Raw genomic sequence first — 23,126 nt, forward strand, 5'->3', positions numbered from 1 at the left:
GACCGGTTCAAGCCGGGGAGGTTGCAGCCTCCTCGGCTTCACTCGTTTCCGGGGCCGTGCCCGATTCGGGGACCGTGTCCGCGTCGGCGGCCTCGCCCTTCTCGCGGCTGCCGTCCCCGTCGCCGGTTCCGGCTTCCTCCGCGCGGGCCTGCAGCCGCTTGCGCTTCTTCGCCCGGGCCCTCGAGTCCTGTTCGGCGACCTGTAGGTATGCGACCATCAGCCGTTTCAGTTCGACGACCGCGTCGGCGTGGGTCTGATCGTCCTGCACGGAGAAGTTCAGCATCGAGTAGACGACGTGGACGAGGACTTCGGCCATCAGCTTGCGGCGCGGCCTCGGTGTGTCGGGCGTGAGCGGTGCGAGCATCCGCTCGACCTGCTCGGCGAACTTGCGTTCGTGAATGGCCCCGGTCGCGCGGGTCGACGGGGTCGACTGCATCGCCAGCCACACCTCGCGGCGGGACGGATCGGTGGTCCACAGCCCGGCCATGTGGTCGACGAAGCTGTTGAGGAACCGCAGCCAGTCGACCGACGGGATCTTGCCGTTGAACTGGGCCAGTTCCTCCTGCACACCCACGAGGTCCTGGCGGTTCAGTTCACAGACGATGACGTACTTGTTCGCGAAGAACTGGTAGAGCGTGCCGATCGGCACGTCCGCGCGGGACGCGACCTCTTCGCAGGTGAACGACTCGAATCCGACCTCGGTGAGCAGCTCGCGGGACGCGGCGAGCAGGGCATCGAACTTGCGCCGGCTGCGTTCCTGCGTCGGTCGCCGCCGCGGCACGAGTTCTTGTGGCGCTGTTTGTACTTCCAACGCCGGATCGATCCGGCGCGGTGCTTTGCGCACGTTCGTTGCAGACTCCACGCGCCCCAGGCTAGCCGCAGTGCGCGGGAATGCCGAGAGATTGCCGTGAGGGCGAGTCGCAGCAAACACGGCCGAGCGTGCTCACGGTGCTCATGCGGCGAGGGTGAACTGCATGACGTCGATATGTCCGGTTCGGAAATGCTCGGCCGATCCGCGCAGGTATTTCATGAAGCGTTCGTACATTTCCTCGGAGGACAGCGCGACCGCTTCGGCGCGCCGGTCCGCCAGCGCCGCGGCCCAGTGCTCGAGGGTGCGGACGTAGTGCGGGCCGAGCGGATGGACGCGTTCGACGCGGAACCCGGCGCGTTCGGCGCCCGCCACGACCACCTCGGGCTGCGGAAGCTGCCCGCCGGGGAAGATCTCGCGCTTGATGAACAGGTGGAACAGGGCGTTCTCGCGGGTCACGGGGATGCCGCGGGACTTCAGCGTCGCGAGGGTGTGCCCGATGATGGTGTGCAGCAGCATCCGCCCACCCGGGGGCAGCATCCGGTGACACCGTTCGAAGAACTCGTCGTAGCGTTCCCGGCGGAAATGCTCGAACGCTCCGATGCTCACGATGCGGTCGGCGGTGCCGGTGTACTCCTCCCAGCCCTGCAACAGGACCCGCGCGGTCCGCGGACCGGGCAGCCGGGCGGCCTCGGCCGCGACGTGCTCGTACTGGTTGCGGCTCAGGGTCAGGCCGACGACGTCGACGTCGTAGTGGGTGACCGCGCGGAACATCGTCGATCCCCAGCCGCAGCCGATGTCGAGCAGCGTCATGCCGGGCTGCAGGTCGCACTTGCCAAGGGCCAGGTCGATCTTGGCGAGCTGGGCCTCCTCGAGCGTCATGTCGTCCCGTTCGAAGTACGCGCAGCTGTAGGTCATCGACGGGTCGAGGAACAGGGCGAAGAACTCGTCGGACAGGTCGTAGTGGGATTGGACCTGCTTGTAGAAGGGTGACAGTTCGGTGGGCATCGCAGTGCCTTTCCGTCCACGGGCCGGAACTGGTTCGACGGTGGCCCGGATGTCGAGAAACAACGCTACGCGGTCGGCGCGCCGTGCGGCACCGGAACGGCAGACGGCGGCGCACGATCCTACGATTGCGACGGGAACCGAACAGGACGAGCACCGGTGCCCGATCGTGAGACCTTCGTCCGACACACCGAGGAGGCGTGTGAGCGTGACCGACACCGACACCCTGCAGCGGATCCGCGACCGGATCCGGGCCGCGATGCCCACCGCCCGAACCGAACTCGCGACCCTGGTCGCCTTCCGTTCGGTCGCGGACCCGCGACAGTTCCCCGCGGAGGAGTGCCTCGCCGCCGCCCGCTGGGTACGGGACGCGTTCGCCGCCGCCGGTATCGAGCACATCGAACTCGTCGAGACGTCCGACGGTTGCCCCGCCGTCGTCGGACACAGTCCGGCCCCGGCCGGAGCTCCCACGGTTCTGCTCTACAGCCACTACGACATTCAGCCTCCGGGTAACGAAAGCCTCTGGCTCACGCCGCCTTTCGATCTCACCGAACGGGACGGTCGCTGGTACGGCCGGGGCGCCGCGGACTGCAAGGGCAACATCGTGATGCACCTGCTCGCGCTGCGCGCGGCCCTCGCCGACGGGCCCCTGCCGGTGGGCGTGCGGATCGTCGTCGAAGGGTCCGAGGAGATGGGCGGGGCCGGGCTCGAACACCTCGTCGCGGAGCGCCCCGACCTGTTCGCCGCCGACCTGATCGTGATCGGCGACTGCGGCAACGCGGAAGTCGGCCGGCCCACCGTCACGACGTCGCTGCGCGGTATCGCGAACGTCGTCGTCCATGTGGAAACCCTTGCCGGGGAAGTGCATTCCGGGCAGTACGGCGGCGCCGCCCCCGACGCGCTCGCCGCCCTCGTCCGGTTGCTGAACACCCTGCGCGACGAACACGGCAACACCGTCGTCGACGGCCTCGACACCCTCGGGCAGTGGGACGGGGTGCCCTATCCCGAAGACCGGTTCCGCGCCGACGCCGGTGTGCTCGACGGGGTGTCGCTGCTGTCGACCGGCACCGTCGCCGACGCCGTGTGGGCGCGGCCGGCGTTGACCGTGCTCGGCATCGACGCACCGCCCGTCGTCGGCTCGGTGGCGGCGATCGCGCCCCGCGCCTCGGCGCGGCTGAACCTGCGGGTGCCACCGGGTCTGGACCCGCTGGTCGCGCAGAACGCCCTCGTCGCCCACCTCGAAGCGCACGTGCCGTGGGGTGCGCACCTGCGCATCGAGCGCGAAGCCCTCGGCGAACCGTTCCGCGCGGCCACCGACGGCCCCGGATACGCCGCCCTACGCGCGGCGCTCGCGGCCGCGTACGGGCGCGAGGTCGGAACCGCCGGCCAGGGCGGCTCGATCCCGCTGTGCACGGCCCTGCAGCGGGCCGTGCCGGGAGCGGAGATCGCGCTGATCGGTGTCGAGGAGCCGCGGTGCGTCATCCACGCTCCGAACGAGAGCGTGGATCCGACGGAGATCGAGAACCTCGCCGTCGCGGAGGCGCTGCTCCTGCGGTCCCTGGCCGAGCGGTCCGCGAGCTAGACCGACAGGTCGCGACGCAACTTCGCGACGTGCCCGGTGGCGCGCACGTTGTACTGCGCCACCTCGATCTTCCCCTCCTCGTCGACGAGGAAGGTCGAGCGGATCACGCCGGTCACGGTCTTGCCGTACATCTTCTTCTCGCCGAACGCGCCCCACGCCGTGAGCGTGGTCTTCTCCGGATCGGAGAGCAGCGGGAAGGTCAGCTCCTCCTTGTCGCGGAACTTCGCGAGCTTGGCGGGCTTGTCGGGGGAGATCCCGACGACGTCGAGCCCGGCGTCGTTCAGTTCGGCGAGGTTGTCGCGGAAGTCGCATGCCTGCTTCGTGCAGCCGGGCGTGCTCGCGGCGGGGTAGAAGTACACGATCACCTTGCGGCCGCGGTAGTCCGACAACGACACCTCGTTGCCGTCGGCGTCGAGGAGGGTGAACTCGGGCGCGGGGTCGCCGGGGGCGAGTCTGCTGTTATCCGTCACGTCCGCCACGGTAGTGGACCGCGCGTCCACTACCGTGGTCGCAGCACACACAGCGACTCCTGGAGGATCACGTGCGTAGGGACACCGAGGCCATCGAGCGGGACATCGAGAACGCCCGCAACCAGCTCGCGAGCACGCTCGACGAATTGAGTGCGCGGACCAATCCGAAGACTCTTGTTGCCAACACCAAGCAGACGCTCGTCGCCAAGGTGAATCAGCCGAACGTCAAGTACGCCGTCATCGCGGTCGGCGTCGTCGTGGGCGCTCTGGTTCTGCGCAGACTGCTGCGCTGACGATCCGTCGATCCGAGGGCACCGTCGTCCGTTCACGGACGGCGGTGCCCTCGTCTTTGCGTCGGTCGCTGTGACATATCACTTTCTTGCGACTTCGATCTTGGCGTGGTTCACATCTCGGCGTGGTTCACTGAGAAGACGTCGATCGTCTCGTCTTCGAAGGGGTGACGGTCATGCGGACTGCGCAGCATGTTGCACGACTCGTCCTGGTCGCGATCCTCGCCGCGAGCGTCGCGCTGGCTACGGGGTCCGCCGCCTCCGCCGGTCGCATCGGCATCGCGCCCCCGGGCGGGCCCCCGGTGGCCGCGCTGGCGCCCTCGGACGGAGCCGTGGTCGGTATCGCGCAGCCGGTGACCGTCCGCTTCGGCGCCACGGTGACCGATCGGGCCGCCGCCGAACGATCCGTCGCGGTCATCCCGTCCGTGCCCGTCGCCGGCGCCTTCCGGTGGCGCGACGACCGTCACCTCGAGTGGGTTCCGGACCGATTCTGGCCGGGCCACACCGCTGTCACCGTCCTGGCCGGCGGCACCCGGACGCAGTTCCGGACCGGCGACGAATTCGTCGCGGTTGCGAACCTGTCCACGCACCAGTTCACCGTGTCCCTGAACGGGGAGATCGTCCGGACCATGCCGGCGTCGATGGGCAAGCCCGGATACGAGACGCCGACCGGGACCTTCCCGGTGCTCGAGAAGTTCCGGAACCTGGTGATGGACTCGTCGACCTACGGTGTTCCGATCGACGACCCCGAGGGGTACCGCATCGACACCGAATACGCGGTCCGTCTGACGTGGGGCGGAATCTTCGTGCACGCCGCACCGTGGTCGGTGGATTCGCAGGGCTACGCGAACGTCAGCCACGGCTGCATCAACCTCAGCACCGAGAACGCGCGGTGGTACTTCGAGAACGTGAAGATCGGGGACCCGGTCGTCATCGAGTGGTGAGACCCGGAGAACGAAGAAGGCCCGCACCGAATTCGGTGCGGGCCTTCTGTTGTGCGCCATCAGGGACTCGAACCCCGAACCCGCTGATTAAGAGTCAGCTGCTCTGCCAATTGAGCTAATGGCGCTTGGCGGTTTGTCTCCGGGCCGTTGTCCCGGCGACGAAGAGAAGATTACACACTCCGCTGTACGGCGCCAAATCGCCTGGTCAACGGCGATTTCCTCGATGTCTGCGGGTAACGCGAGTGGGTGGCGGGGCGATTGGTATTCGAACGTTATTCGTCGTCGAGGTTTCAGATTTGGTCTCGGTCTTCACCGGCTGGCATCATCGATGAGACACGCATTGACGTGCAGTTTTGCGGCCTGGGGGAGGTCCGGAATCGGAGGGTTGAGAGTGATCGAGAAGAGTGTGCGGACGCCGCGGCGCCGCTCCCGGCGTACGACCGTGGCGGTGTTGGGGGCGGTACTGGTCGGTGTCATGACCTTCGTCACTGCATGTGCCGGCGGTTCGGCCGGCGGTGCCGACGAGGTCCCCATCGATTCGAATCCCCTCGCCGCACTCATCAAGCCCACGGTGTCCTCCAGCGTCGTCGACGGCGGTGTCGGCTTCTCGCCGATCGATCCGGTGACCGTCTCGGTCGTCAACGGCAAGCTCGATTCCGTCACGCTCCGCAATCCCGACGGGGCGTCGGTCGCCGGCGTGCTCGCGCCGGACGGCACCACCTGGGCGAACTCCGAACCGCTGGGCTACAACCGCAAGTACACGCTCGAGACGGTCGCGTACGGGCTCGGCGGGGCGACCACGTCCGTCGCGACATTCACCACGAGCGCGCCCGGCAACCTCACCCAGCCCTACGTGCTGCCCGGTGAAGGCTCGGTCGTCGGTATCGGCCAGCCCGTCGCGGTGCAGTTCGACGAGAACATCCCGGACCGGCGCGCGGCCGAGGCGGCCATCACCATCGTCACGAATCCGCCCGTCGAGGGTGCGTTCTACTGGCTCAGCAATCGTGAGGTGCGGTGGCGGCCGGAGAACTACTGGACGCCGGGCACGACCGTGACCGTGGACGTGAAGGCGTACGGCAAGGACCTCGGTGACGGACTGTTCGGCCAGTCGGACGTGCACTCGTCGTTCACCATCGGCGACGCGGTGATCATCGACGTCGACGACAACACGAAGACCGTCGTGGTCAACCGCAACGGCAGCGCGATCATGTCGATGCCGACGTCGATGGGCAAGGACAGCACCCCCACCCCCAACGGCGTCTACACGATCGGCGACCGCTTCGACCACATGATCATGGATTCGTCCACGTACGGGGTGGCGGCCGACTCGCCGCAGGGTTACCGCACGCCGGTGGACTGGGCGACGCGCATGTCCTACAGCGGCATCTTCTTCCATTCCGCGCCGTGGTCGCTGGGCGATCAGGGAGTGCGCAACGTCAGCCACGGCTGCCTGAACCTCAGCCCGGCGAACGCGAAGTGGATCTTCGACAACACCAAGCGCGGCGACATCGTCATCGTGCGCAACACGGTCGGCGGAGTCCTGGAGGGAACCGAAGGTCTCGGCGACTGGAACATCCCGTGGTCGACGTGGAAGGCGGGCAACGCCAACACCTGACCCCGGGGCACGGGCTGTGCACCCCGACGGAGGGCGACCGGATTCTGGTCGCCCTCCGTCGTCGTAAGGGGGTCAGGAGTGGGTAGAGGCTGTGGGCGCACGGTCCTCGGCCGGGAGGCGCAAAAAGGAAAGGCCCCGACCTTGCGGTCGGGGCCTTTCTTGGGGGTGAGTGACGGGACTCGAACCCGCGACAGCCAGGATCACAACCTGGTGCTCTACCAACTGAACTACACTCACCATTGCATCCGCTATCGGCCGGAGCCGGTTGCGACTGCGATTGAAATACTAGCCTGCTCTACCCGAAAACGACGAATCGCCTGGTCAGGCCGGTCCAAGATCCTTTACGACGCTCGTGATGTCCCCAGACGACGGCCCGGGCGGGGCGACGAACGCGGTGCGCCGGTAGTAGCGCAGCTCCCGGATGGACTCCTTGATGTCGGCGAGCGCGCGGTGCGACAGGCCCTTCGTGGGCTGGCCGAAATAGATGCGGGGGTACCAGCGTCGGCACAGTTCCTTGATCGAGCTGACGTCGACCATGCGGTAGTGCAGGTAGTTGTCGAGTTCCGGCATGTCCCGGGAGATGAACTGCCGGTCGGTGCCGATGGAGTTGCCGGCCAGGGGAGCGGTCCCGGGCTCCGGCACGTGCGCCCGCACGTAGTCGAGGACGAGCTTCTCGGCCTCGGCCAGCGTGACCGTCGAGCGGCGCACCTCTTCGGTCAGCCCCGAGCGCTCGTGCATCTGCTGCACGACGTCCGGCATCGCGGCCAGCGCATCGTCGTCGGCGTGGATCACGATGTCCACGCCCTCGCCGAGCACGTTGAGGTCGCTGTCGGTGACCAGCGCGGCGATTTCGATGAGTTTGTCGCTACCGATACGCAAACCGGTCATTTCACAATCGATCCAAACAAGTTTGTCCTGCACGAGAGTACAGACTAGTCAGCTGCGTCAGCGGGATAAGGTCTGCGGTGTAAACCGACGCCGGCCGTGCTGGTTCGAGGAGGGCTGAACATGACCGTGGATCCGACCCGGTCCGACGAGGCGCTGTCCGCCGCCGAGAAGGCGAAGGCAGCGAAGGCGGCCGCCGAGGAAGCGGCCCGCGTAGCCGCCGAAGCCGCCGCTGCAGCCGAACGCGCCCAACGCGAGGCCGAGGAGGCCGCCGCCGCGGCCGAGGCCGACGCTGCGGCGGGGAAGGCCGAAGCCGGGGCCGAAGCGACCTCGGAGAGTGCGCTCGCCGAGGCAGCCGAACCCGAGGCGGCCGAACCCGCGGGCCCGGCCGCGGAGATCGCCGCCGGTTACGCCTTCTCCGGCGCCGCCCTCGAACTGGGCACCGTCGTGCACGACGGCGTCGTCGCTCCGAACGCCCGGGTCAGGATTCCGCTGGCCATGATGAACCGGCACGGTCTGATCGCCGGCGCGACCGGTACCGGCAAGACCAAGACCCTGCAGGGCATCGCCGAGCAGCTGTCCGCCGCGGGCGTGCCGGTGGTGATGGCCGACGTCAAGGGCGACCTGTCCGGTCTGTCCGCGCGCGGGGAGAGCAGCGACGCGCTCGTCACCCGCGCCGCCGAGACCGGCGATCCGTCGTGGACCCCTGCCGGATTCCCGACGCAGTTCTTCTCGCTCGGCACCGAGGGCATCGGCATCCCGGTGCGCGCGACCGTCACGGCGTTCGGTCCGATCCTGCTGAGCAAGGTGCTCGGCCTGAACACCACCCAGGAATCGACGCTCGGGCTGATCTTCCACTGGGCCGATCAGCGGGGCATGGCGCTGCTCGATCTCAAGGATCTGCGGCAGGTCATCGCGTACCTGACCAGCGACGAGGGCAAGGCCGACCTCAAAGGCATCGGGGGCGTCTCGGCCGCGACCGCGGGCGTCATCCTGCGCGCGATCGTCAACCTCGAGGCCGACGGCGGCGACACGTTCTTCGGTGAACCGGAGTTCGACACCGAGGATCTGCTGCGCATCCTCGGCGGCAACGGGGTGATCAGCTTGTTCGAGCTGGGCGCCCAGGCCGCGCGTCCCGTGCTGTTCTCCACGTTCCTGATGTGGGTGCTCGCCGACCTGTTCCAGACGTTGCCCGAGGAAGGCGATCTGGACAAGCCCAAGCTCGTCTTCATCTTCGACGAGGCCCACCTGCTGTTCGCGGACGCGTCGAAGGCGTTCCTGCAGCAGGTCGAGCAGACCGTCAAGCTCATCCGGTCGAAGGGCGTCGGCGTGTTCTTCTGCACGCAGCTGCCCACCGACATCCCGAACGCGATCCTGTCCCAGCTGGGTGCGCGGGTGCAGCACGCGTTGCGCGCGTTCACGCCCGACGACCAGAAGGCGCTCACCAAGACGGTCCGCACGTACCCGAAGACGGCGTTCTACGACCTGGAGAAGTCGCTGACCTCGCTCGGGACCGGTGAAGCGATCGTCACCGTGCTGTCCGAGAAGGGCGCCCCGACGCCGGTCGCATGGACCCGGATCCGGCCGCCACGGTCGCTGATGGACACCGTCGGCGACGACGCGATCCGCACCGCCGCCCAGGGCCATCCGCTGTTCGCGAAGTACGGGCAGACCATCGATCGCGAATCCGCGTACGAGATGCTGACGGCGAAGGTCGCGGGCGCGCCGAACGTCGATCCGCCGCTGGACGTGCCGCCACTGCCGGACCTGTCCGAAACGATGCCGGCCCCCCGGGACGAGGGGCCGACGATCGTCGAACAGGTGCTGGGCAGCTCCGCGATGAAGAGTTTCCTGCGGTCGGCGGCCTCGGCTGCGGGTCGGGAGATCTCCCGCAGCATCTTCGGCACCGGCCGTAAGCGGCGTTAGCCGCCGAGCTTCTTGTAGAAGGTGCCGACGATCGGGGCGACGATCGCGCGCGGCGTGTAGTTGCCCGCGACCGACATCGCCTTGCTGATCAGGCCGGGCACGATGCGCATGCGGTTCTCGGCGAGCGCGTCGAGCGACACCTTCGCGGTGTGCTCGCTCGAGATCCACAGGAAGTCGGGGACGAGCTTGTCGACGATCGACGCGTCCGCCGGATCGGGGGTCTCGGTGCGCACCGGGCCGGGGGCGAGCAGGGTGACGTTCACGCCGGTGCCCTTGAGCTCACCGCGTAGCGACTCCGAGAAGGTGTTGACGAATGCCTTCGTCGCGGCGTACGTCGCGTTGTTCGGGATCGGCATGTTGCCCGCCGCCGATCCGACGTTGAGGATCGCGCCCGCGCGTCGCTCGACCATCTGCGGCAGCACCGCGAGGGTGAGGTCGTGCACGGCGACCGCATTGAGTTCGACCTGCGCGCGCTCGTACGCCGGATCCAGGCCGGACACGGGGCCGAACGTGGCGATACCCGCGTTGTTGCACAGGATGCTGACGTGACGGTCGGCGAGCTCCTCGACCAGCTCGGCGCGAGCGTCGCGGTCGGACAGGTCGCAGGCGCGCACCTCGACGGTGACGCCGTGCTTCTGACGGAGTGTCGTGGCGAGCTCTTCCATCACTTCGCCGCGACGGGCGACGAGAATGAGCGAGTGGCCGCGCGCTGCGAGCTCGGTGGCGAGGGCCTCACCTATACCGGAGGAGGCGCCGGTCACGACCGCGCGGGCGTCTGGGGTGGGGTTCGGCAGAGTCACGGTGGGTCAGCCTAGTCGCCGCGGGCCGGAACTCATCGGCCGTGTCGTTCGAACCAATTCTCCTAAACGGGGAGGTTGGTCGGTATTGTTCGCAGGGCAGGTTGCGAAGCGCTGCCGAGGCCTACCGGCTCGGTGCGGTCGAACGAAGTGAGGGATCGTGGTCACAACTGTCACGGACGGTCGAACAGCCCGCGCGGAACGCACTCGCAGGGCAGTGGTGGAGGCACACATCGAGCTGCTCCGGGCGGGCATGCTCAAGCCCACCGGCGCGCAGGTCGCGGAACAGGCCGGGGTCTCGCTGCGGGCACTGTGGGTCAACTTCAACGACCTCGACACCCTGATGGCATTCACCGGCGCGGAGATGCTGCGCCGCCAGGACGAAATGTTCGAGCCGGTGCCGGCGCACCTCCCGCTGTCCGAACGGATCGACGGGTTCTGCCGGCAGCGCGCGCGGCTGCTCGAGTTCATCGCTCCGTATGCGCGGGCGTCGCTCCTGCGCCAGCAGTTCTCCGAAGCGCTCAAGATTCATCGCGCGCGCTGCATCGCGCGGGTCACCGACGAGGTGAAGATCCTGTTCGCCCGCGAACTCGCAAACCTCGACCGGGACCGGCGCGACCGCCTGGTATACGCGCTCGGAGCCGCCGCGACCTGGGGCTCGTGGGCCGTTCTGCGCGACGAGTTGCAACTCGGGGTCGACGAGGCCGCCGCCGTGATGCGGCAGTCGGTGGCAGGCCTACTCGCCGGCGCCACCGTCTAGACAGGTCGAGAACGACGGTTGGTGTACCGAAATATCGGTACACCAACCGCTGTTTCGGGCGCCGCAGTCCTCATCCGCAAGTTGTCCACAGGCAGCTGCTCCGTCCACAGGCGCGGCGGATTCGGTGGTCTCCGGGCGGATCGCCGACGGACGCTGCGGCACGATCACCCGCATGGGGGATCCACGAGTGCTCACGCGCGCACAACTACTCGCGGCCGGCGTCTCCGCCTTCGAGATCGCGCGCGACCTTCGACGCGGTGAACTGGCTCCGATCGCGCACGGCGTCCATCTGCGAAGGTGCGACCACGACGCGCTCGACGACACCGGCCGGCACCGCGTGCTCGCGCGGCATCTCGGCTCGACGCTGAGCCCGGGACACGTGATCAGCCACGTCTCCGCCGCGGTCCTGCACGGGGCGCCGGTATGGAATCTTCCGCTCACACGTGTGCACGTGTCGCGGCCACCGAGCGCGGGCGCACGACGGCGGGGACGATTGCACTTCCATGCGGCGCGGTTGTCGGAGGCAGACCTCGCGACCGTCGACGACGTGCCGGTGACGTCGGTGGCGCGGACGATCGCGGACGTCGCGCGGACCGCACCGCGCCCGCAGGCGGTCGTCATCGGCGATGCGCTCCTGCGCAGCGACCCCGCGGCGGCAGCCGCGTTACCGCGCATCCTCGACTCCGCCTGCGGCCTCAACGGCATCGCACGAGCCCGGGCGGTCGCAGGGTTCCTGGACGCGCGCAGCGAGAGCGTCGGCGAGTCGTTGTCGCGGGTACGCATCGAGGACGCGGGTCTGCCCCGTCCACACCTCCAGCACGAGGTCGTCACACGCGACGGTCGCCGTTTCCGCCTCGACTTCTTCTGGGAGGAGTTCGGGATCGTCGGAGAGTTCGACGGGACAGGCAAGTACTCCGACCGGCGTGACCTCGTCGCCGAGAAGTTCCGGGAGGACGCCCTGCGCGACCTCGGGTTCGAGGTCATCCGGTGGAGCTGGATGGAACTGGACCACTTCGACGTGGTCGTACAGCGTTTCGAGCGTGCCCGCGCACGTACAAGACGGACATGACGGTTGGTGCACCGAAATATCGGCACACCAACAGTCATATGGGGCGGTTCTCGAACGGCCGGTTTAGGCTGCGGGAATGAGCGCACACACGGCCGCGCCGGCGGGAATCGGGACGGCGACGACGCGGCGGCAGGTCTTCGCGTGGGGCCTGTGGGACTGGGGATCGGCCGCGTTCAACGCGGTGATCCTCACGTTCGTGTTCTCCGTGTATCTCACCGACGCCGTCGGCGACGACCTGCCCGGAACCGTCTCCGCGAGTACGTGGTTGGGCTGGGCCCTGGGCATCGCGGGGTTCGTCATCGCGGTCACCGCGCCGATCTCCGGGCAACACTACGACGCGACCGGCCGTCGCAAACGCTCCCTCGCGGTGCTCACGTTCGTCACCGTCACCGCGATGGCCGGGATGTACTTCGTGCGCGACGACTATCACTACCTCTGGCTGGGGCTGGTGCTGCTCGGTGTGGGATCGGTGATCGTCGAGCTCGCCCAGGTGCCTTACAACGCAATGCTGCGGCAGATCTCCACCGAGCAGAACATCGGACGGGTCTCCGGATTCGGTTGGTCCATGGGCTATTTCGGTGGCATCGTGCTGCTGTTGTTGTGCTACACGGGCTTCATCGCCGGTGACGGCGACACCCGCGGATTCCTCGGGTTGAGCACCGACGACGGCACCAACATCCGGTTGGTCGCGCTGCTCGCCGCCGCGTGGTTCGGGATCTTCGCGATCCCGGTGCTGCTCGCTGTTCCCGAACTGCCGCCGACCGGTGTCCACCCCGGTGCCGAGAAGGGCCGCATCACCGAGGCGTACCGGGTGCTGTGGCGCGATCTGCGGGACCTGTGGACCGCGGATCGCCGCACCGTCTGGTTTCTCGGCGCGTCGGCGCTGTTCCGCGACGGTCTCGCCGGGGTCTTCACGTTCGGGGCGGTACTGGCCGTGACCGTCTACGGCATCGGGACGGGTGACGTGCTGCTGTTCGGTGTCGCGGCCAATGTCGTGGCCGCGCTCGGTGCGCTCGTCGCGGGCCGCATCGACGACCGGGTCGGTCCCAAGGCGGTCATCGTCGTCTCGCTCGCCGCGATGATCGTCGTCGGCGTCGTTCTGCTCGCGGTGTCCGGACCATTGCTGTTCTGGATCTTCGGGCTGCTGCTGTGCCTGTTCGTCGGGCCCGCGCAGGCGTCGGCACGCACCTTCCTGGCACGGATCACGCCGCCGGGCCGGGAAGGGCAGATGTTCGGGCTCTACGCCACCACAGGCCGGGCGGTGTCGTTCCTGGCGCCGACGTTGTTCGGGTTCTTCGCCTGGGGTTTCGGCACGGACCGCGCCGGCATCGCCGGGCTGCTCGTGGTGCTGGGCGCCGGCCTCGCGGCGCTGCTGGCCGTGCGGGCACCGGAGGCCGTGGGGCAGCCCCTGAAGGCCGGAGGTCGTGGTCAGCCCTTGAAGTAGACCAGCTGGTGAGTGGTCGCGAGCAGTTCGCCGTCGCTGCTCCACAGCTCGCCGGACTGATCGAAATAGCCCTTGCCGAAATGCTGCGAGCGCGCCGTCGCGAGGACGGACGCGTCGGACTGGCGGTCCAGGGCGTGCTCGTCGGCGTGGAAGTACACGGTCAGCGACACGGTTCCGGCGGGCATGTACTGCCCGCGGCGCAGGAACACGCGCGGGTAGAACACATCGGACAGCGCGGTCAGCGCTGCGAAATCCAGCGGTCGCGGGGGAGTGTCCCGCACCCACAGCGTCGTCGTCGAATCCGGGTGCTCGCCGGTCTCCGGGCCGGGCACGGCGCCCTCGACGAAACGCATCTCGTAGTTGCGTGCCCAGGCGATGAATTCCGGCAGCGACTGCTCGGAGACGTCCTCCGCCGGGGGCGCGTCGGGTGCGACGGCCTCGGTCGACGACCAGGTCTCGCGTCGGGTGCCGAACACCGCGGTCGCGGTGGTCGTGACCGCCCCGTCCTGCGACAGTTCGATCGACCAGTGCTGGGTGGAGCGGTTGGTGCGCACCGGACGAGCGACGATCTCGAATTCGCCGTCCGCCAGCGCACCGCAGTAGTTGACGGTGAGCGAGAGGGGAACGCCGAGAACCTCGGGATGCTGCTGGACCGCGCGCAGCAGCGTCGCGGCCGTGATGCCGCCGAACGGCCCGACCATGTTCGCGTACGCCGGGTGCGTGCGGCCCGTGTAGCGGTGCGCGTCGGCGGCGACGAGGGCGACGGCGTCGTCGAAGACGTGGGTGCCGGTTCCGCAGACGTCGGTGTCGCGGGTGGTGTCGAGTTCGGTCACGGTGGACTCCTGACGTCCTGGAACTGGGCTTCTAAGTATGACAACATACATAATGCGAGAGGGCAATCCCCATCGGATCGAGGAGGGCGTCATGGCACGGCGACAGGACGGGGGACCACGCGCGGCGATGACGGCCAGCGCCGTGGCCCTGATGCGGGAACGTGGGGTGGCCGCGACCTCGTTCGCCGATGTCCTGGCCCACAGCGGCGCCCCCCGAGGATCGATCTACCACCACTTTCCCGGCGGCAAGAGCCAGTTGATCGAGGAAGCCACGCGCTCGGCCGCGGACCAGCTGACCGACAGAATCCAGCGGATCCTGGACTCCGGCGACACCGTCACCGCGGTCCGGTCCATCGTCGACCTGTGGCGACGCGGGCTCGAGGGCACCGACTACGTCGCGGGCTGCCCGATCGTGGCGGCAGCGCTGGGTACCGAAGCGTCGGCCCGTGACCTCGCCGGGATCTCCTTTGCGCGCTGGACCGAGATGATCGGCGCGCGGCTCGTCGGCGACGGAGTCGATCCGGCCCGCGCCGCGACCCTCGCGACGATGGTCGTCAGCGCGCTCGAAGGCGGATTGATCCTGGCGCAGGCGCAACGCAGTGCGGCACCGCTCGACGCGGTCGTCGACGAACTGGAAATGCTCTGCGCGCTGCGGAGCGGTGACGCCGGTTGAGGGGTGGCCCGTCAGCCCGCGATGCGTGCCCGGATCGACTCCGCCAGTGCCGCCGGTTCCTCCTCGGGAATCCAATGGCTCACGTCGTCCAACACGACGAAGTCGTAGTCCGCTTCGGTGAACTCGCCGCACCGTTCGGCGCCGGCCCGGCCGACCGCGACGTCGGCGGTGCTCCACACGTAGGTGGTGGGCACCTTCACCGACGGAATGCTGCGGAAGTCCCTGGTCAACGCGCGGTACCAGTTCAGGGCGGCGGTCATCGCGCCGGGCGCGGTGAGCACCCGCACGTACTCGTCCACGGCAGCGCGATCGGGCATCGGGTTGTACATCGCGCGCAGCCGCCGGGCGCCGTTGTCGAGCAGCGCCGACTCGGCCGTGCCCTCCATCCGGAACAGCTTGATGTACGCGGAGCGGGACTTCTGGTCGGCATCGTGCTGCAGCGCCCAGCTGTAGGCGCCGGGGTGCGGCACCGACACCGCGGTGAGTGTGCGAACGCGATCGGGATGATGTGCAGCGAGATGCCAGCCGACGACCGCGCCGAAGTCGTGCCCGGCCACGTGCGCCGCCTCGATACCGAAACTGTCGAGCAGGCCGAGGACGTCGCCGACCAGTTCACCGACCGCGTACGCGGACACCTCGGTGGGCCGGGCGCCGGGGGAGTAGCCGCGCTGGTCGGGGACGATCACCCGCAGGCCCGCGTCGGCGAGCAACCGGCCCGCCGGTTCCCAGCTGCGCCCGGTTTCGGGGAAGCCGTGCAGCAGCACGAGCGGAGGGCCGTCTTCGGGCCCGGCGACGCGGACGTCGAATGTGAGGTCTCCGAGCGCGACGCGGCTGATCTCGAACATGGCGCCACCGTACGGTGTAGCGGTCACTCGTGGGCCGGTTTCCAGGCCCCCATGCCGAGAATGATCAGGCGCATCTGCTTCTCACCGCGTGCGATCACCGCGGCCTCGTCCGGTCCGCCCGTTTCGACGGCGAGCAGGTCGACGGCCACCTCGAGCAGGGCGACGACGAGCAGGGCGGCGGCCATCTCCAGGTCGTCGTCGCTCCAGTCGCCGAGCCCCGCCATGCTGCCGAGGTCGACAGCGAGTTCCACTGTGAGCAAATGCAATTCGTCGTTGACGGCGCGGGACACCTCGGGCAGCCCGCCGTGCCGTTCGCGCGCGAGGAAGCGGAACGAGGCCTCGTGGGCGCGGATCTGTTCGACGAGGACGGCCAGCGACGCACGGGCGTTGTCGCCGGCGTTGCGGGCGCGGCGCGCATCGCGCAGCACCTGCCGGAGCACGCGCATCGTATCGGCGGCCAGGGTGACGCCGAGTTCGTCCATCGAGGCGAAATGCCGGTAGAACGCGGTGGGGACGATCCCCGCCCGACGGGCGACCTCTCGCAGGCTCACCGTGGAGAAACTCCGATCCGCCGACAATTCGAGTGCGGCGTCGAGCAGTGCGCGGCGCGTGCGTTCCTTGCGGGCGGCCCGGCTGGCGGGTTCGGGGACGGGAACTACGGACACGGGTCCGAGTCTATGCAGAGCGGCCTCCGCGAATCGAAAATCGGTGTAACGGAGGTCACTCACGTGTTGACAGGGGGCGGGTGAGTGCTGCAACACTAATTCAGTGTACAAGTGTGCACTAGAAATCCGATCGGTCGGGAGGTCCCGCCATGGTCGCTTCACCCGTCACTCGCACCACCGCTGCCCGCCGCGCCACGAAGGCGGTCACCGGCGCACTGCGGCTGATGTCCTGGCCGCACCACCCGGATCGCTACCTCGAGCTGCTGAATCCGCTGCTCGCCACACAGGCCACGCGGGCGCGGATCGTCGACATCGACCGCACCGTGCCCGAGATGACCACGCTCACGCTGCGTCCGGCCCGCCGCTGCCGATTCGAGGCCGGTCAGCACATCCGGCTCGGCGTCGTCGTCGACGGGGTCCGGCACACCCGCTGCTACTCGCCCTCGACCTCGCAGTACGACGACCGAATCGTCCTCACCGTGCGGGCCCACCCGGACGGTCTGGTGTCCCGCTACCTGCACGACTGCGCCCGGCCGGGTGACGTCGTCGACCTCGGGGCAGCCGACGGCGACTTCGTTCTCCCGCCGGTTCGTCCGGACCGGTTGCTGCTGGTCAGCGGCGGTAGCGGCATCACGCCGGTGCTGTCGATGCTGCACACCCTCGCCAACGAGGGGCACACCGGCGCGATCACCTTCCTGCACTACGCACGCACCCCGGCAGACGTGCCGCAACGTGCGCGACTCGACGAACTCGCCGCACGCGCCAACGTCGAGGTCGTCCTGGCCTACACCCGCGGGGACGGTGGCCACCTGCGCGGTCGTTTCCGCCGCGAACACCTCGACGCCGTCGTCCCCTGGTTCGCCGGTACCCCCACCTATACGTGCGGACCGGCGGGTCTGACCGCACGCGTCCGCGAGGTCTACCGCGAGGTCGGCGCCGAACATCGTTTGCGCACCGAAGAATTCACCCTTCCTGTCCTCGACACGAGCGACGCCACCGGCGAGGTCAGGTTCACCGCGTCCGGCGTGGTCGCGGACAACACCGGCGCCACCCTGCTGGAACAGGCCGAAGCCTCCGGTCTGAGACCCGATCACGGATGCCGCATGGGCATCTGCCACACCTGCACCTCGATCCGCCGATCCGGTTGCACCCGCGACGTCCGCACCGGTGAACTCGACGCCGAACCCGACACGCGCATCCGGATCTGCGTCAACGCCCCGGTCGGTGACGTCGCGGTCGAACTGTAGCCGCGGCCGATATCGATCGGCCCGAAACCATTGGAGGACACCATGTTCGGATTGTCCCTACCCGCGATACCCTTCCTGCCGTTCCTGTCCGGAAACCGTGACCCCGACCCGGATCCGGTGATCCTGAGCCGCGATCAGGTCGACGAGATCGGCCGGGAGCTCGACACCCTGCGGGAGAGCACCGTCGCCTCCCTCGGCTCCGAGGACCGCGACTACATCTACCGGGTCATCAAGGCGCAGAGGGGATTCGAGGTGGCCGGCCGCGGCCTGCTGTTCCTCGGATTCCTGCCCCCTGCGTGGATCGCCGGTACCGCCGCGCTGAGCGTGTCGAAGATTCTCGACAACATGGAGATCGGGCACAACGTGATGCACGGCCAGTACGACTGGATGCGCGAGCCCGCACTGAATTCTCGTGTCTTCGAATGGGATACGGTGTGCCCCTCGGATCAGTGGCGGCACTCGCACAATTTCGTGCACCACACCTACACCAACATCCTCGACATGGACCGCGACATCGGGTACGGCATCCTGCGCATGGACCCGGCGCAACCGTGGAAGCCCTATTACCTGGGCAATCCGCTCTATGCGGCAGTCCTGATGCTGGTGTTCGAGTGGGGCGTGATGCTGCACGACGCCGAGGCCGACCGCGTGCTGGCAGGCAAACGCGACATCCGCGAACTCGGGCCGCTCGCGCGCGGGTGGTGGCACAAGGCCGGCCGGCAGGTGCTCAAGGACTACGTCGTGTTCCCGCTGCTCAGCGGCCCGCTGTTCGTTCCGACCCTGCTCGGCAACGCCACCGCGAACTTGGTGCGCAACGTGTGGGCGTTCTCCGTCATCTTCTGCGGGCACTTCCCGTCCGGCGTCCAGTCGTTCACTCAGGAGGAAACCGCCGACGAATCCCGTGGCGAGTGGTACGTGCGCCAGTTGCTCGGCAGCGCGAACATCAGCGGGTCGTCGCTGATGCACCTGATGACCGGCAACCTGTCCCACCAGATCGAACACCACCTGTTCCCGGATCTGCCGGCCCGCCGCTACCCGCAGATCGCACCGCAGGTGAGGGCTCTGTGCGAGAAGCACGGCCTGCCCTACAACACCGGGGGACTGCTCCGGCAGGTCGCGTCGGTGTGGGGCAAGATCTTCCGGCTGGCGCTGCCGCCCTCCTGGGTGTCCGACCAGCGTGAGACCGCGGTCGTGATCGAGCGCCGCCCACGTCCCGAACCGGCGGTTGTCGAGCCCGAGCCCGGCGCGGAGTTCGAGGAAGCGCGAGGGACCCGTGCTGCGCGTACGCTCGTCCACGACACCGTCTGAGGGGGAGAGCGCATGGTTGGACGCTTCGAACGCAACAAGGACACGGTCCAGGAATTGACGGAATCCGCCGCGACCCACGTCGGGAACATCGCCGGCATCATCGCCGGTGCCGTGCGGGACGTCACCCGCGAGATCGGCAACTGGATCTCCGACGGTATCGAGATGCGCGAGGCTGCGCGCAAGGCGCAACTCGACCACGACGACACCACTGGCTGACCTGCACCGACACGAAAGGCCCGCTCGAACGAGCGGGCCTTTCGTGTGGATCGGGGTGGATCAGATGACACCCAGTGCGAACATCGCGTCGGCGACCTTCACGAAGCCGGCGATGTTGGCGCCGTGGATGTAGTCACCCGGCTTGCCGTACTCGGCGGCCGTCTCGACACACGTGCTGTGGATGTCGCGCATGATGCCGGCCAGACGCTCGTCGGTGTAGTCGAAGTGCCACGAATCGCGCGAGGCGTTCTGCTGCATTTCCAGCGCGGAGGTGGCCACACCACCGGCGTTCGCGGCCTTGCCCGGCGCGAACGCGACACCGGCGTCACGGAAGACCGCGATGCCACCCGGCGTGGTCGGCATGTTCGCGCCCTCGGCGACGACCTTGACACCGTTGTTGACGAGCACCTTCGCGGACGCCTCGTCGAGCTCGTTCTGGGTGGCACACGGCAGCGCGATGTCGCACGGCACGTTCCAGATGTTGCCGCCCGAGTAGAACTCGGCGTCGCCGCGCTCGTCGACGTACTCGGAGATGCGGCCCCGTCGGACCTCCTTGATCTCCTTGAGCAGGTCCAGGTCGATGCCGGCCTTGTCGAGGACGTATCCCGACGAGTCCGAGCACGCGACGACCTTGCCGCCGAGCTGGTGGATCTTCTCGATGGCGTAGATCGCGACGTTGCCGGAGCCGGAGACGACAGCGGTACGACCCTCGAGGGTGCTGCCGGCCGCCTTGGCCATCTCGTTGACGAAGTACGCCGCGCCGTAACCGGTGGCTTCCTTGCGGACCTGCGAGCCGCCCCAGGTGAGGCCCTTGCCGGTGAGGACACCGGACTCGTAGGAGTTGGTGAGGCGCTTGTACTGGCCGAACAGGTAGCCGATCTCGCGGCCGCCGACGCCGATGTCACCTGCGGGAACGTCGGTGTACTCACCGATGTGGCGGTGCAGCTCGGTCATGAAGGACTGGCAGAAGCGCATGATCTCCTGCTCGGAGCGACCCTTCGGGTCGAAGTCCGAGCCGCCCTTGCCGCCGCCGATCGGCAGGCCGGTCAGTGCGTTCTTGAAGATCTGCTCGAAGCCGAGGAACTTGACGATGCCGAGGTTGACGCTCGGGTGGAAGCGCAGGCCGCCCTTGTAGGGGCCGAGCACGCTGTTGTACTGCACGCGGAAACCGCGGTTGACGTGCACGTTGCCCTGGTCGTCGATCCACGGCACGCGGAAGATGATCTGCCGCTCGGGCTCGCAGAGCCGCTCGATGAGTCCGGATTCGAAGTAACGGGGATGCCGGTCGAGCACGACGTGCAGAGATTCGAACACCTCGGCCGCCGCCTGATGGAACTCCGGTTCACCTGCGTTGCGAGCCTTGACCTGCTGGTAGATCTCTTCGATGCGGTCCGAGGTCGACACGCCCACCTGCCTGACTGTGAGAACACTGTTACATGACATTTACCTAACTCACTATAAGCCGTAACAACGGCAGATCCTTCATCAGGTTGCCCAGGTGGGAGAAAAGACACAGTGCCCACGACCCCGGAGGATCGCCGCAGGTGAGAGCCTCGAATCGGATTTTCGGCGCATTTTCCCGCCGCGGTTCGCTCGTCCGGGGTGAAGATTCGGATGGCGGCAACCACGGCGATCTGTTAGTGCAGCGGAACCGCATCGGACCCGGGCGCCAGCTCCCGGCGGCCTCGAACCGTGTGCCCTTCTGGCGGTCCCAACCGCCACAACGGCACACCGGCGCGAAGCGCCTCAGCCCTGCCGTCCGGCCAGGAGTGCGGCGAGTTCCGCCCGGCTGCCCGCGCCGGTCTTCGCGTACACCGACTTGAGGTGATCCTGAACGGTATTGGCACTGATACCCCGGCGACGTGCGATCTCGGCCGTCGACAAACCCGCCAGCACGTCGGTGCACACGTCCCGTTCGCGCGTGGTGAGCGCGTATGCCGCGAACAGGAGATGGGTGAACTCGTCCGCCGGGGCCGGTTCGAGGGTGACCACCGTGCGGCTGTCGTCGCCGTCGGAGTCGAGCGCGGTGGCGCGCACCAGGACCCAGTACCCGTGCCCGTCGCTGATATGCGTGCGGAAGACGCCGGAAGGGCTCGATCGTGCCCCGAACGTGGCGGCGCGCAACAGCACCGCCAGCCGCACCGGGCCGGTCAGCCGGTCCTGCCAGAGACGGGCCGCCGCGGTGAGCCCGACGGGGTCGCCGGACGGGTCGGTCAGCACCACCGCGGGACCCGGATCGTCCCCGGGGTGCGGCCGCAGCGTGTGCACGGCGGCGGCGCGCGTCGCCGTAGCCAGGGCCGGGGACACCATCGTCAGGAACTCGACCTCGCGGTCGCTGAAGTCCGATCCGGAACGAACGAATCCTGCTGCACCCCAGCAGTATCCGTCGACAATGAATGCGACCCGCAGCTCGCGGTCGAGTCCGAGCGGCTTCCACACCTCGCCGTGCCGGAGACTGCGCGCGACGGCGGTGGCCGGTAGATCGGACGCCCGGACGACCGTCCGCCCGCTGCGGGCGACCTCGGCGAACGTCGCGGGATCGTGCCCGCCGCATTCGGATTCGGCGAGCAGCGGTTCGTACTCGCTGGGGATGCGGACGCGTCCGCTGGTCATCGAACCGAACGTCAGCGTCCGCGGATCCATCAGTGCCCAGCACGTCAGGTCGCTGCGCACGGTGCGATCGACCAGTTCGATGGCTCGTTCGTGTAGTTCGGCTACGCCCGCAGCGGTGCCCGCCAACGCGAGGATGTCCCGGCGCAGTCGCTCCGCCCGCACTTCGAGCATGAGCCCAGTATGCGCCGGTCCCTGCTGCCGTCGACATCCCCGATTCCTGGGATGTCCCGGTCGGTTTCGCCGGATCTAACGTCACGGTATGTCAGGGTTTCATCTCGAACGGTCCGGTTCGGGCACGCGGCTGTCGCTCCCGGACGCCGATGTCACGGTCCTCTCGTCCCACGAGCACACCGGCGGCGCATACGAACTCATGCTGGTCGAGGCGCCACGTCTCGGCGAACCGCCCCCGCTGCACGCGGAGTCCTGGGCCAAGACCTACCACCTGCTGCGCGGCCGGATCCGGGTCCACGTCGACGGCGCGAGCTGCGATCTCGCGCCGGGTGATTCCCTCGACATCGCCGCGGGGACGATGAACACCTTTTCGGTGCTCACCGCGGACGCGGTGTTCCTTCTCGTCAGTGCCGGTACGGCGATGAGCGGCTTCTTCTCCGACCTTGCCGGTGTGTTGCGCGAACAGCATGCCCAGGCCGAGCTGCCACCCTTGCTGGCCGCGCTCGCCGGCCGGCACGACATCCGGTTCGGTGAAGGGAGTGGGTCGTCATGATCGTCGTCGCCCAGGTCGCCGCACTCGTCGCCGCCGCGGTGCATCTGCTGGCATTCGCGTGGGAGTCGGTCCTGTTCCTCCGGCCCGGCATCCACCGGGACCTGTTCCGCGTGCCCACCGCCGACGTCCCTCCGGTTCGGATGTGGGCCTTCAACGTGGGCTTCTACAACCTGTTTCTCGGATCGGGCACGATCGTCGGTGTCGCCCTGTGGTGGGCCGGCCAGGACACCCCGGGTCGCACCCTCGTGATCTACACGTGCGCGTTCATGTTCCTGGCCGGGATCGCACTGTTCGCTTCGGACCGGATGGCGATGAGCCGACCCCGCGGGTCGGGTGTGGTCGGTTCGTTGTGCCAGTCCGTGCCGTCCCTGATCGCGCTGGTGGCGTTGCTCGTCGCGTAGGCGCAC

Annotated in this window: 24 protein-coding genes and 2 tRNA genes; 14 read left to right on the top strand and 12 right to left on the bottom strand. The window is 68.2% G+C overall.

Translation table 11 applies throughout. The annotated features are described in order from the left end of the window. Positions 1–7 precede the first annotated feature (7 nt). Both ACWDUD_RS16310 and ACWDUD_RS16315 read right to left on the bottom strand, forming a co-directional pair. The gene (locus tag ACWDUD_RS16310) at positions 8–862 is read right to left on the bottom strand and encodes a TetR/AcrR family transcriptional regulator (RefSeq protein ID WP_248673983.1); all 855 of its coding nucleotides are present in this window, start codon (positions 860–862) and stop codon (positions 8–10) included. 90 nt (positions 863–952) lie between these two features. Then, on the bottom strand, positions 953–1,816 hold the full coding sequence (locus ACWDUD_RS16315) for a cyclopropane mycolic acid synthase family methyltransferase (protein ID WP_197256740.1): 864 nt from the start codon (positions 1,814–1,816) through the stop codon (positions 953–955). A 199-nt stretch (positions 1,817–2,015) separates the two neighbouring features. Here ACWDUD_RS16315 and ACWDUD_RS16320 point away from each other — a divergent pair, with 199 nt between their 5' ends. Then, positions 2,016–3,395 carry a M20/M25/M40 family metallo-hydrolase gene (locus ACWDUD_RS16320; protein ID WP_450109965.1) on the top strand — a complete coding sequence of 460 codons (1,380 nt, stop codon included), beginning with the start codon at positions 2,016–2,018 and terminating at the stop codon, positions 3,393–3,395. Here the strand turns inward: ACWDUD_RS16320 and bcp are convergent. Continuing rightward, entirely contained in the window at positions 3,392–3,865 is a 474-nt protein-coding gene (bcp, locus tag ACWDUD_RS16325; protein ID WP_197256742.1) for a thioredoxin-dependent thiol peroxidase, read from the bottom strand. The two genes, ACWDUD_RS16320 and bcp, sit on opposite strands and share 4 nt — an antisense overlap. A gap of 71 nt (positions 3,866–3,936) precedes the next feature. On the opposite strand from bcp, the gene ACWDUD_RS16330 reads away from it, so the two are divergent. Both ACWDUD_RS16330 and ACWDUD_RS16335 read left to right on the top strand, forming a co-directional pair. After that, the gene (locus ACWDUD_RS16330) at positions 3,937–4,158 is read left to right on the top strand and encodes a DUF3618 domain-containing protein (protein ID WP_197256744.1); all 222 of its coding nucleotides are present in this window, start codon (positions 3,937–3,939) and stop codon (positions 4,156–4,158) included. A gap of 173 nt (positions 4,159–4,331) precedes the next feature. Continuing rightward, complete coding sequence (locus tag ACWDUD_RS16335) at positions 4,332–5,099, top strand: L,D-transpeptidase (protein ID WP_197256746.1); 768 nt, start codon at positions 4,332–4,334, stop codon at positions 5,097–5,099. A 52-nt stretch (positions 5,100–5,151) separates the two neighbouring features. Here ACWDUD_RS16335 and ACWDUD_RS16340 read toward each other — a convergent pair. Then, positions 5,152–5,224, bottom strand: a tRNA-Lys gene (locus tag ACWDUD_RS16340). 350 nt (positions 5,225–5,574) lie between these two features. Between ACWDUD_RS16340 and ACWDUD_RS16345 the strand changes: the two genes are divergently transcribed. Further along, positions 5,575–6,714 carry a L,D-transpeptidase gene (locus ACWDUD_RS16345; RefSeq protein ID WP_197256748.1) on the top strand — a complete coding sequence of 380 codons (1,140 nt, stop codon included), beginning with the start codon at positions 5,575–5,577 and terminating at the stop codon, positions 6,712–6,714. A 160-nt stretch (positions 6,715–6,874) separates the two neighbouring features. Here ACWDUD_RS16345 and ACWDUD_RS16350 read toward each other — a convergent pair. Together ACWDUD_RS16350 and orn are read right to left on the bottom strand one after the other, a co-directional pair. Beyond that, a tRNA-His gene (locus tag ACWDUD_RS16350) sits at positions 6,875–6,952 on the bottom strand. Positions 6,953–7,035: 83 nt separating this feature from the next. Beyond that, complete coding sequence (gene orn / locus ACWDUD_RS16355) at positions 7,036–7,635, bottom strand: oligoribonuclease (protein ID WP_197256750.1); 600 nt, start codon at positions 7,633–7,635, stop codon at positions 7,036–7,038. A gap of 87 nt (positions 7,636–7,722) precedes the next feature. On the opposite strand from orn, the gene ACWDUD_RS16360 reads away from it, so the two are divergent. Then, complete coding sequence (locus ACWDUD_RS16360; RefSeq protein ID WP_197256752.1) at positions 7,723–9,525, top strand: helicase HerA-like domain-containing protein; 1,803 nt, start codon at positions 7,723–7,725, stop codon at positions 9,523–9,525. Here the strand turns inward: ACWDUD_RS16360 and cmrA are convergent. Continuing rightward, complete coding sequence (cmrA, locus tag ACWDUD_RS16365; RefSeq protein WP_197256754.1) at positions 9,522–10,325, bottom strand: mycolate reductase; 804 nt, start codon at positions 10,323–10,325, stop codon at positions 9,522–9,524. The genes ACWDUD_RS16360 and cmrA overlap by 4 nt on opposite strands. 214 nt (positions 10,326–10,539) lie before the next feature. Between cmrA and ACWDUD_RS16370 the strand changes: the two genes are divergently transcribed. The 3 genes from ACWDUD_RS16370 to ACWDUD_RS16380 all read left to right on the top strand — a co-directional run bounded on the left by ACWDUD_RS16370 (position 10,540) and on the right by ACWDUD_RS16380 (position 13,595). Then, complete coding sequence (locus ACWDUD_RS16370) at positions 10,540–11,082, top strand: TetR/AcrR family transcriptional regulator (protein ID WP_307846583.1); 543 nt, start codon at positions 10,540–10,542, stop codon at positions 11,080–11,082. A gap of 172 nt (positions 11,083–11,254) precedes the next feature. After that, positions 11,255–12,151, top strand: a complete 897-nt coding sequence (locus ACWDUD_RS16375; RefSeq protein WP_197256758.1) for a type IV toxin-antitoxin system AbiEi family antitoxin domain-containing protein — start codon at positions 11,255–11,257, stop codon at positions 12,149–12,151. A gap of 76 nt (positions 12,152–12,227) precedes the next feature. After that, entirely contained in the window at positions 12,228–13,595 is a 1,368-nt protein-coding gene (locus tag ACWDUD_RS16380) for an MFS transporter (protein WP_197256760.1), read from the top strand. Here the strand turns inward: ACWDUD_RS16380 and ACWDUD_RS16385 are convergent. Then, a complete protein-coding gene (locus tag ACWDUD_RS16385; RefSeq protein ID WP_307846585.1) occupies positions 13,580–14,428 on the bottom strand; it encodes an acyl-CoA thioesterase in 849 nt (282 codons plus the stop codon). The two genes, ACWDUD_RS16380 and ACWDUD_RS16385, sit on opposite strands and share 16 nt — an antisense overlap. A gap of 91 nt (positions 14,429–14,519) precedes the next feature. Here ACWDUD_RS16385 and ACWDUD_RS16390 point away from each other — a divergent pair, with 91 nt between their 5' ends. Further along, positions 14,520–15,101 (top strand): TetR/AcrR family transcriptional regulator, encoded by a 582-nt coding sequence (locus tag ACWDUD_RS16390; RefSeq protein ID WP_197256763.1) that lies wholly within the window; start codon positions 14,520–14,522, stop codon positions 15,099–15,101. Positions 15,102–15,112: 11 nt separating this feature from the next. Here ACWDUD_RS16390 and ACWDUD_RS16395 read toward each other — a convergent pair whose 3' ends face one another. Further along, positions 15,113–15,946 carry an alpha/beta fold hydrolase gene (locus ACWDUD_RS16395; protein WP_197256765.1) on the bottom strand — a complete coding sequence of 278 codons (834 nt, stop codon included), beginning with the start codon at positions 15,944–15,946 and terminating at the stop codon, positions 15,113–15,115. Positions 15,947–15,969: 23 nt separating this feature from the next. Continuing rightward, positions 15,970–16,611: a TetR family transcriptional regulator gene (locus ACWDUD_RS16400; RefSeq protein WP_307846587.1), complete on the bottom strand. Its 642-nt coding sequence runs from the start codon at positions 16,609–16,611 to the stop codon at positions 15,970–15,972. A 149-nt stretch (positions 16,612–16,760) separates the two neighbouring features. Here ACWDUD_RS16400 and ACWDUD_RS16405 point away from each other — a divergent pair, with 149 nt between their 5' ends. From ACWDUD_RS16405 to ACWDUD_RS16415, 3 genes are read left to right on the top strand one after another with little or no spacing between them, the layout of a single operon-like run. Next, complete coding sequence (locus ACWDUD_RS16405; protein WP_450109966.1) at positions 16,761–17,858, top strand: ferredoxin reductase; 1,098 nt, start codon at positions 16,761–16,763, stop codon at positions 17,856–17,858. A 42-nt stretch (positions 17,859–17,900) separates the two neighbouring features. Continuing rightward, positions 17,901–19,166, top strand: coding sequence for a fatty acid desaturase family protein (locus ACWDUD_RS16410; protein ID WP_450109967.1), 1,266 nt, complete (start codon positions 17,901–17,903; stop codon positions 19,164–19,166). Positions 19,167–19,178: 12 nt separating this feature from the next. After that, on the top strand, positions 19,179–19,382 hold the full coding sequence (locus tag ACWDUD_RS16415) for a hypothetical protein (protein ID WP_450109968.1): 204 nt from the start codon (positions 19,179–19,181) through the stop codon (positions 19,380–19,382). Positions 19,383–19,442: 60 nt separating this feature from the next. Here ACWDUD_RS16415 and gdhA read toward each other — a convergent pair whose 3' ends face one another. Continuing rightward, positions 19,443–20,786 (bottom strand): NADP-specific glutamate dehydrogenase, encoded by a 1,344-nt coding sequence (gene gdhA, locus ACWDUD_RS16420; RefSeq protein WP_197256804.1) that lies wholly within the window; start codon positions 20,784–20,786, stop codon positions 19,443–19,445. Positions 20,787–21,128: 342 nt separating this feature from the next. Beyond that, positions 21,129–22,166, bottom strand: coding sequence for a helix-turn-helix transcriptional regulator (locus ACWDUD_RS16425; protein ID WP_450109969.1), 1,038 nt, complete (start codon positions 22,164–22,166; stop codon positions 21,129–21,131). An 88-nt stretch (positions 22,167–22,254) separates the two neighbouring features. Here ACWDUD_RS16425 and ACWDUD_RS16430 point away from each other — a divergent pair, with 88 nt between their 5' ends. Continuing rightward, entirely contained in the window at positions 22,255–22,719 is a 465-nt protein-coding gene (locus tag ACWDUD_RS16430; protein ID WP_450109970.1) for a hypothetical protein, read from the top strand. Beyond that, positions 22,716–23,120, top strand: coding sequence for a DUF1304 domain-containing protein (locus tag ACWDUD_RS16435; RefSeq protein ID WP_450109971.1), 405 nt, complete (start codon positions 22,716–22,718; stop codon positions 23,118–23,120). The genes ACWDUD_RS16430 and ACWDUD_RS16435 overlap by 4 nt, the downstream gene beginning before the upstream one ends. Positions 23,121–23,126 lie beyond the last annotated feature (6 nt).

It is taken from the genome of Rhodococcus sp. NPDC003382, assembly GCF_053589135.1.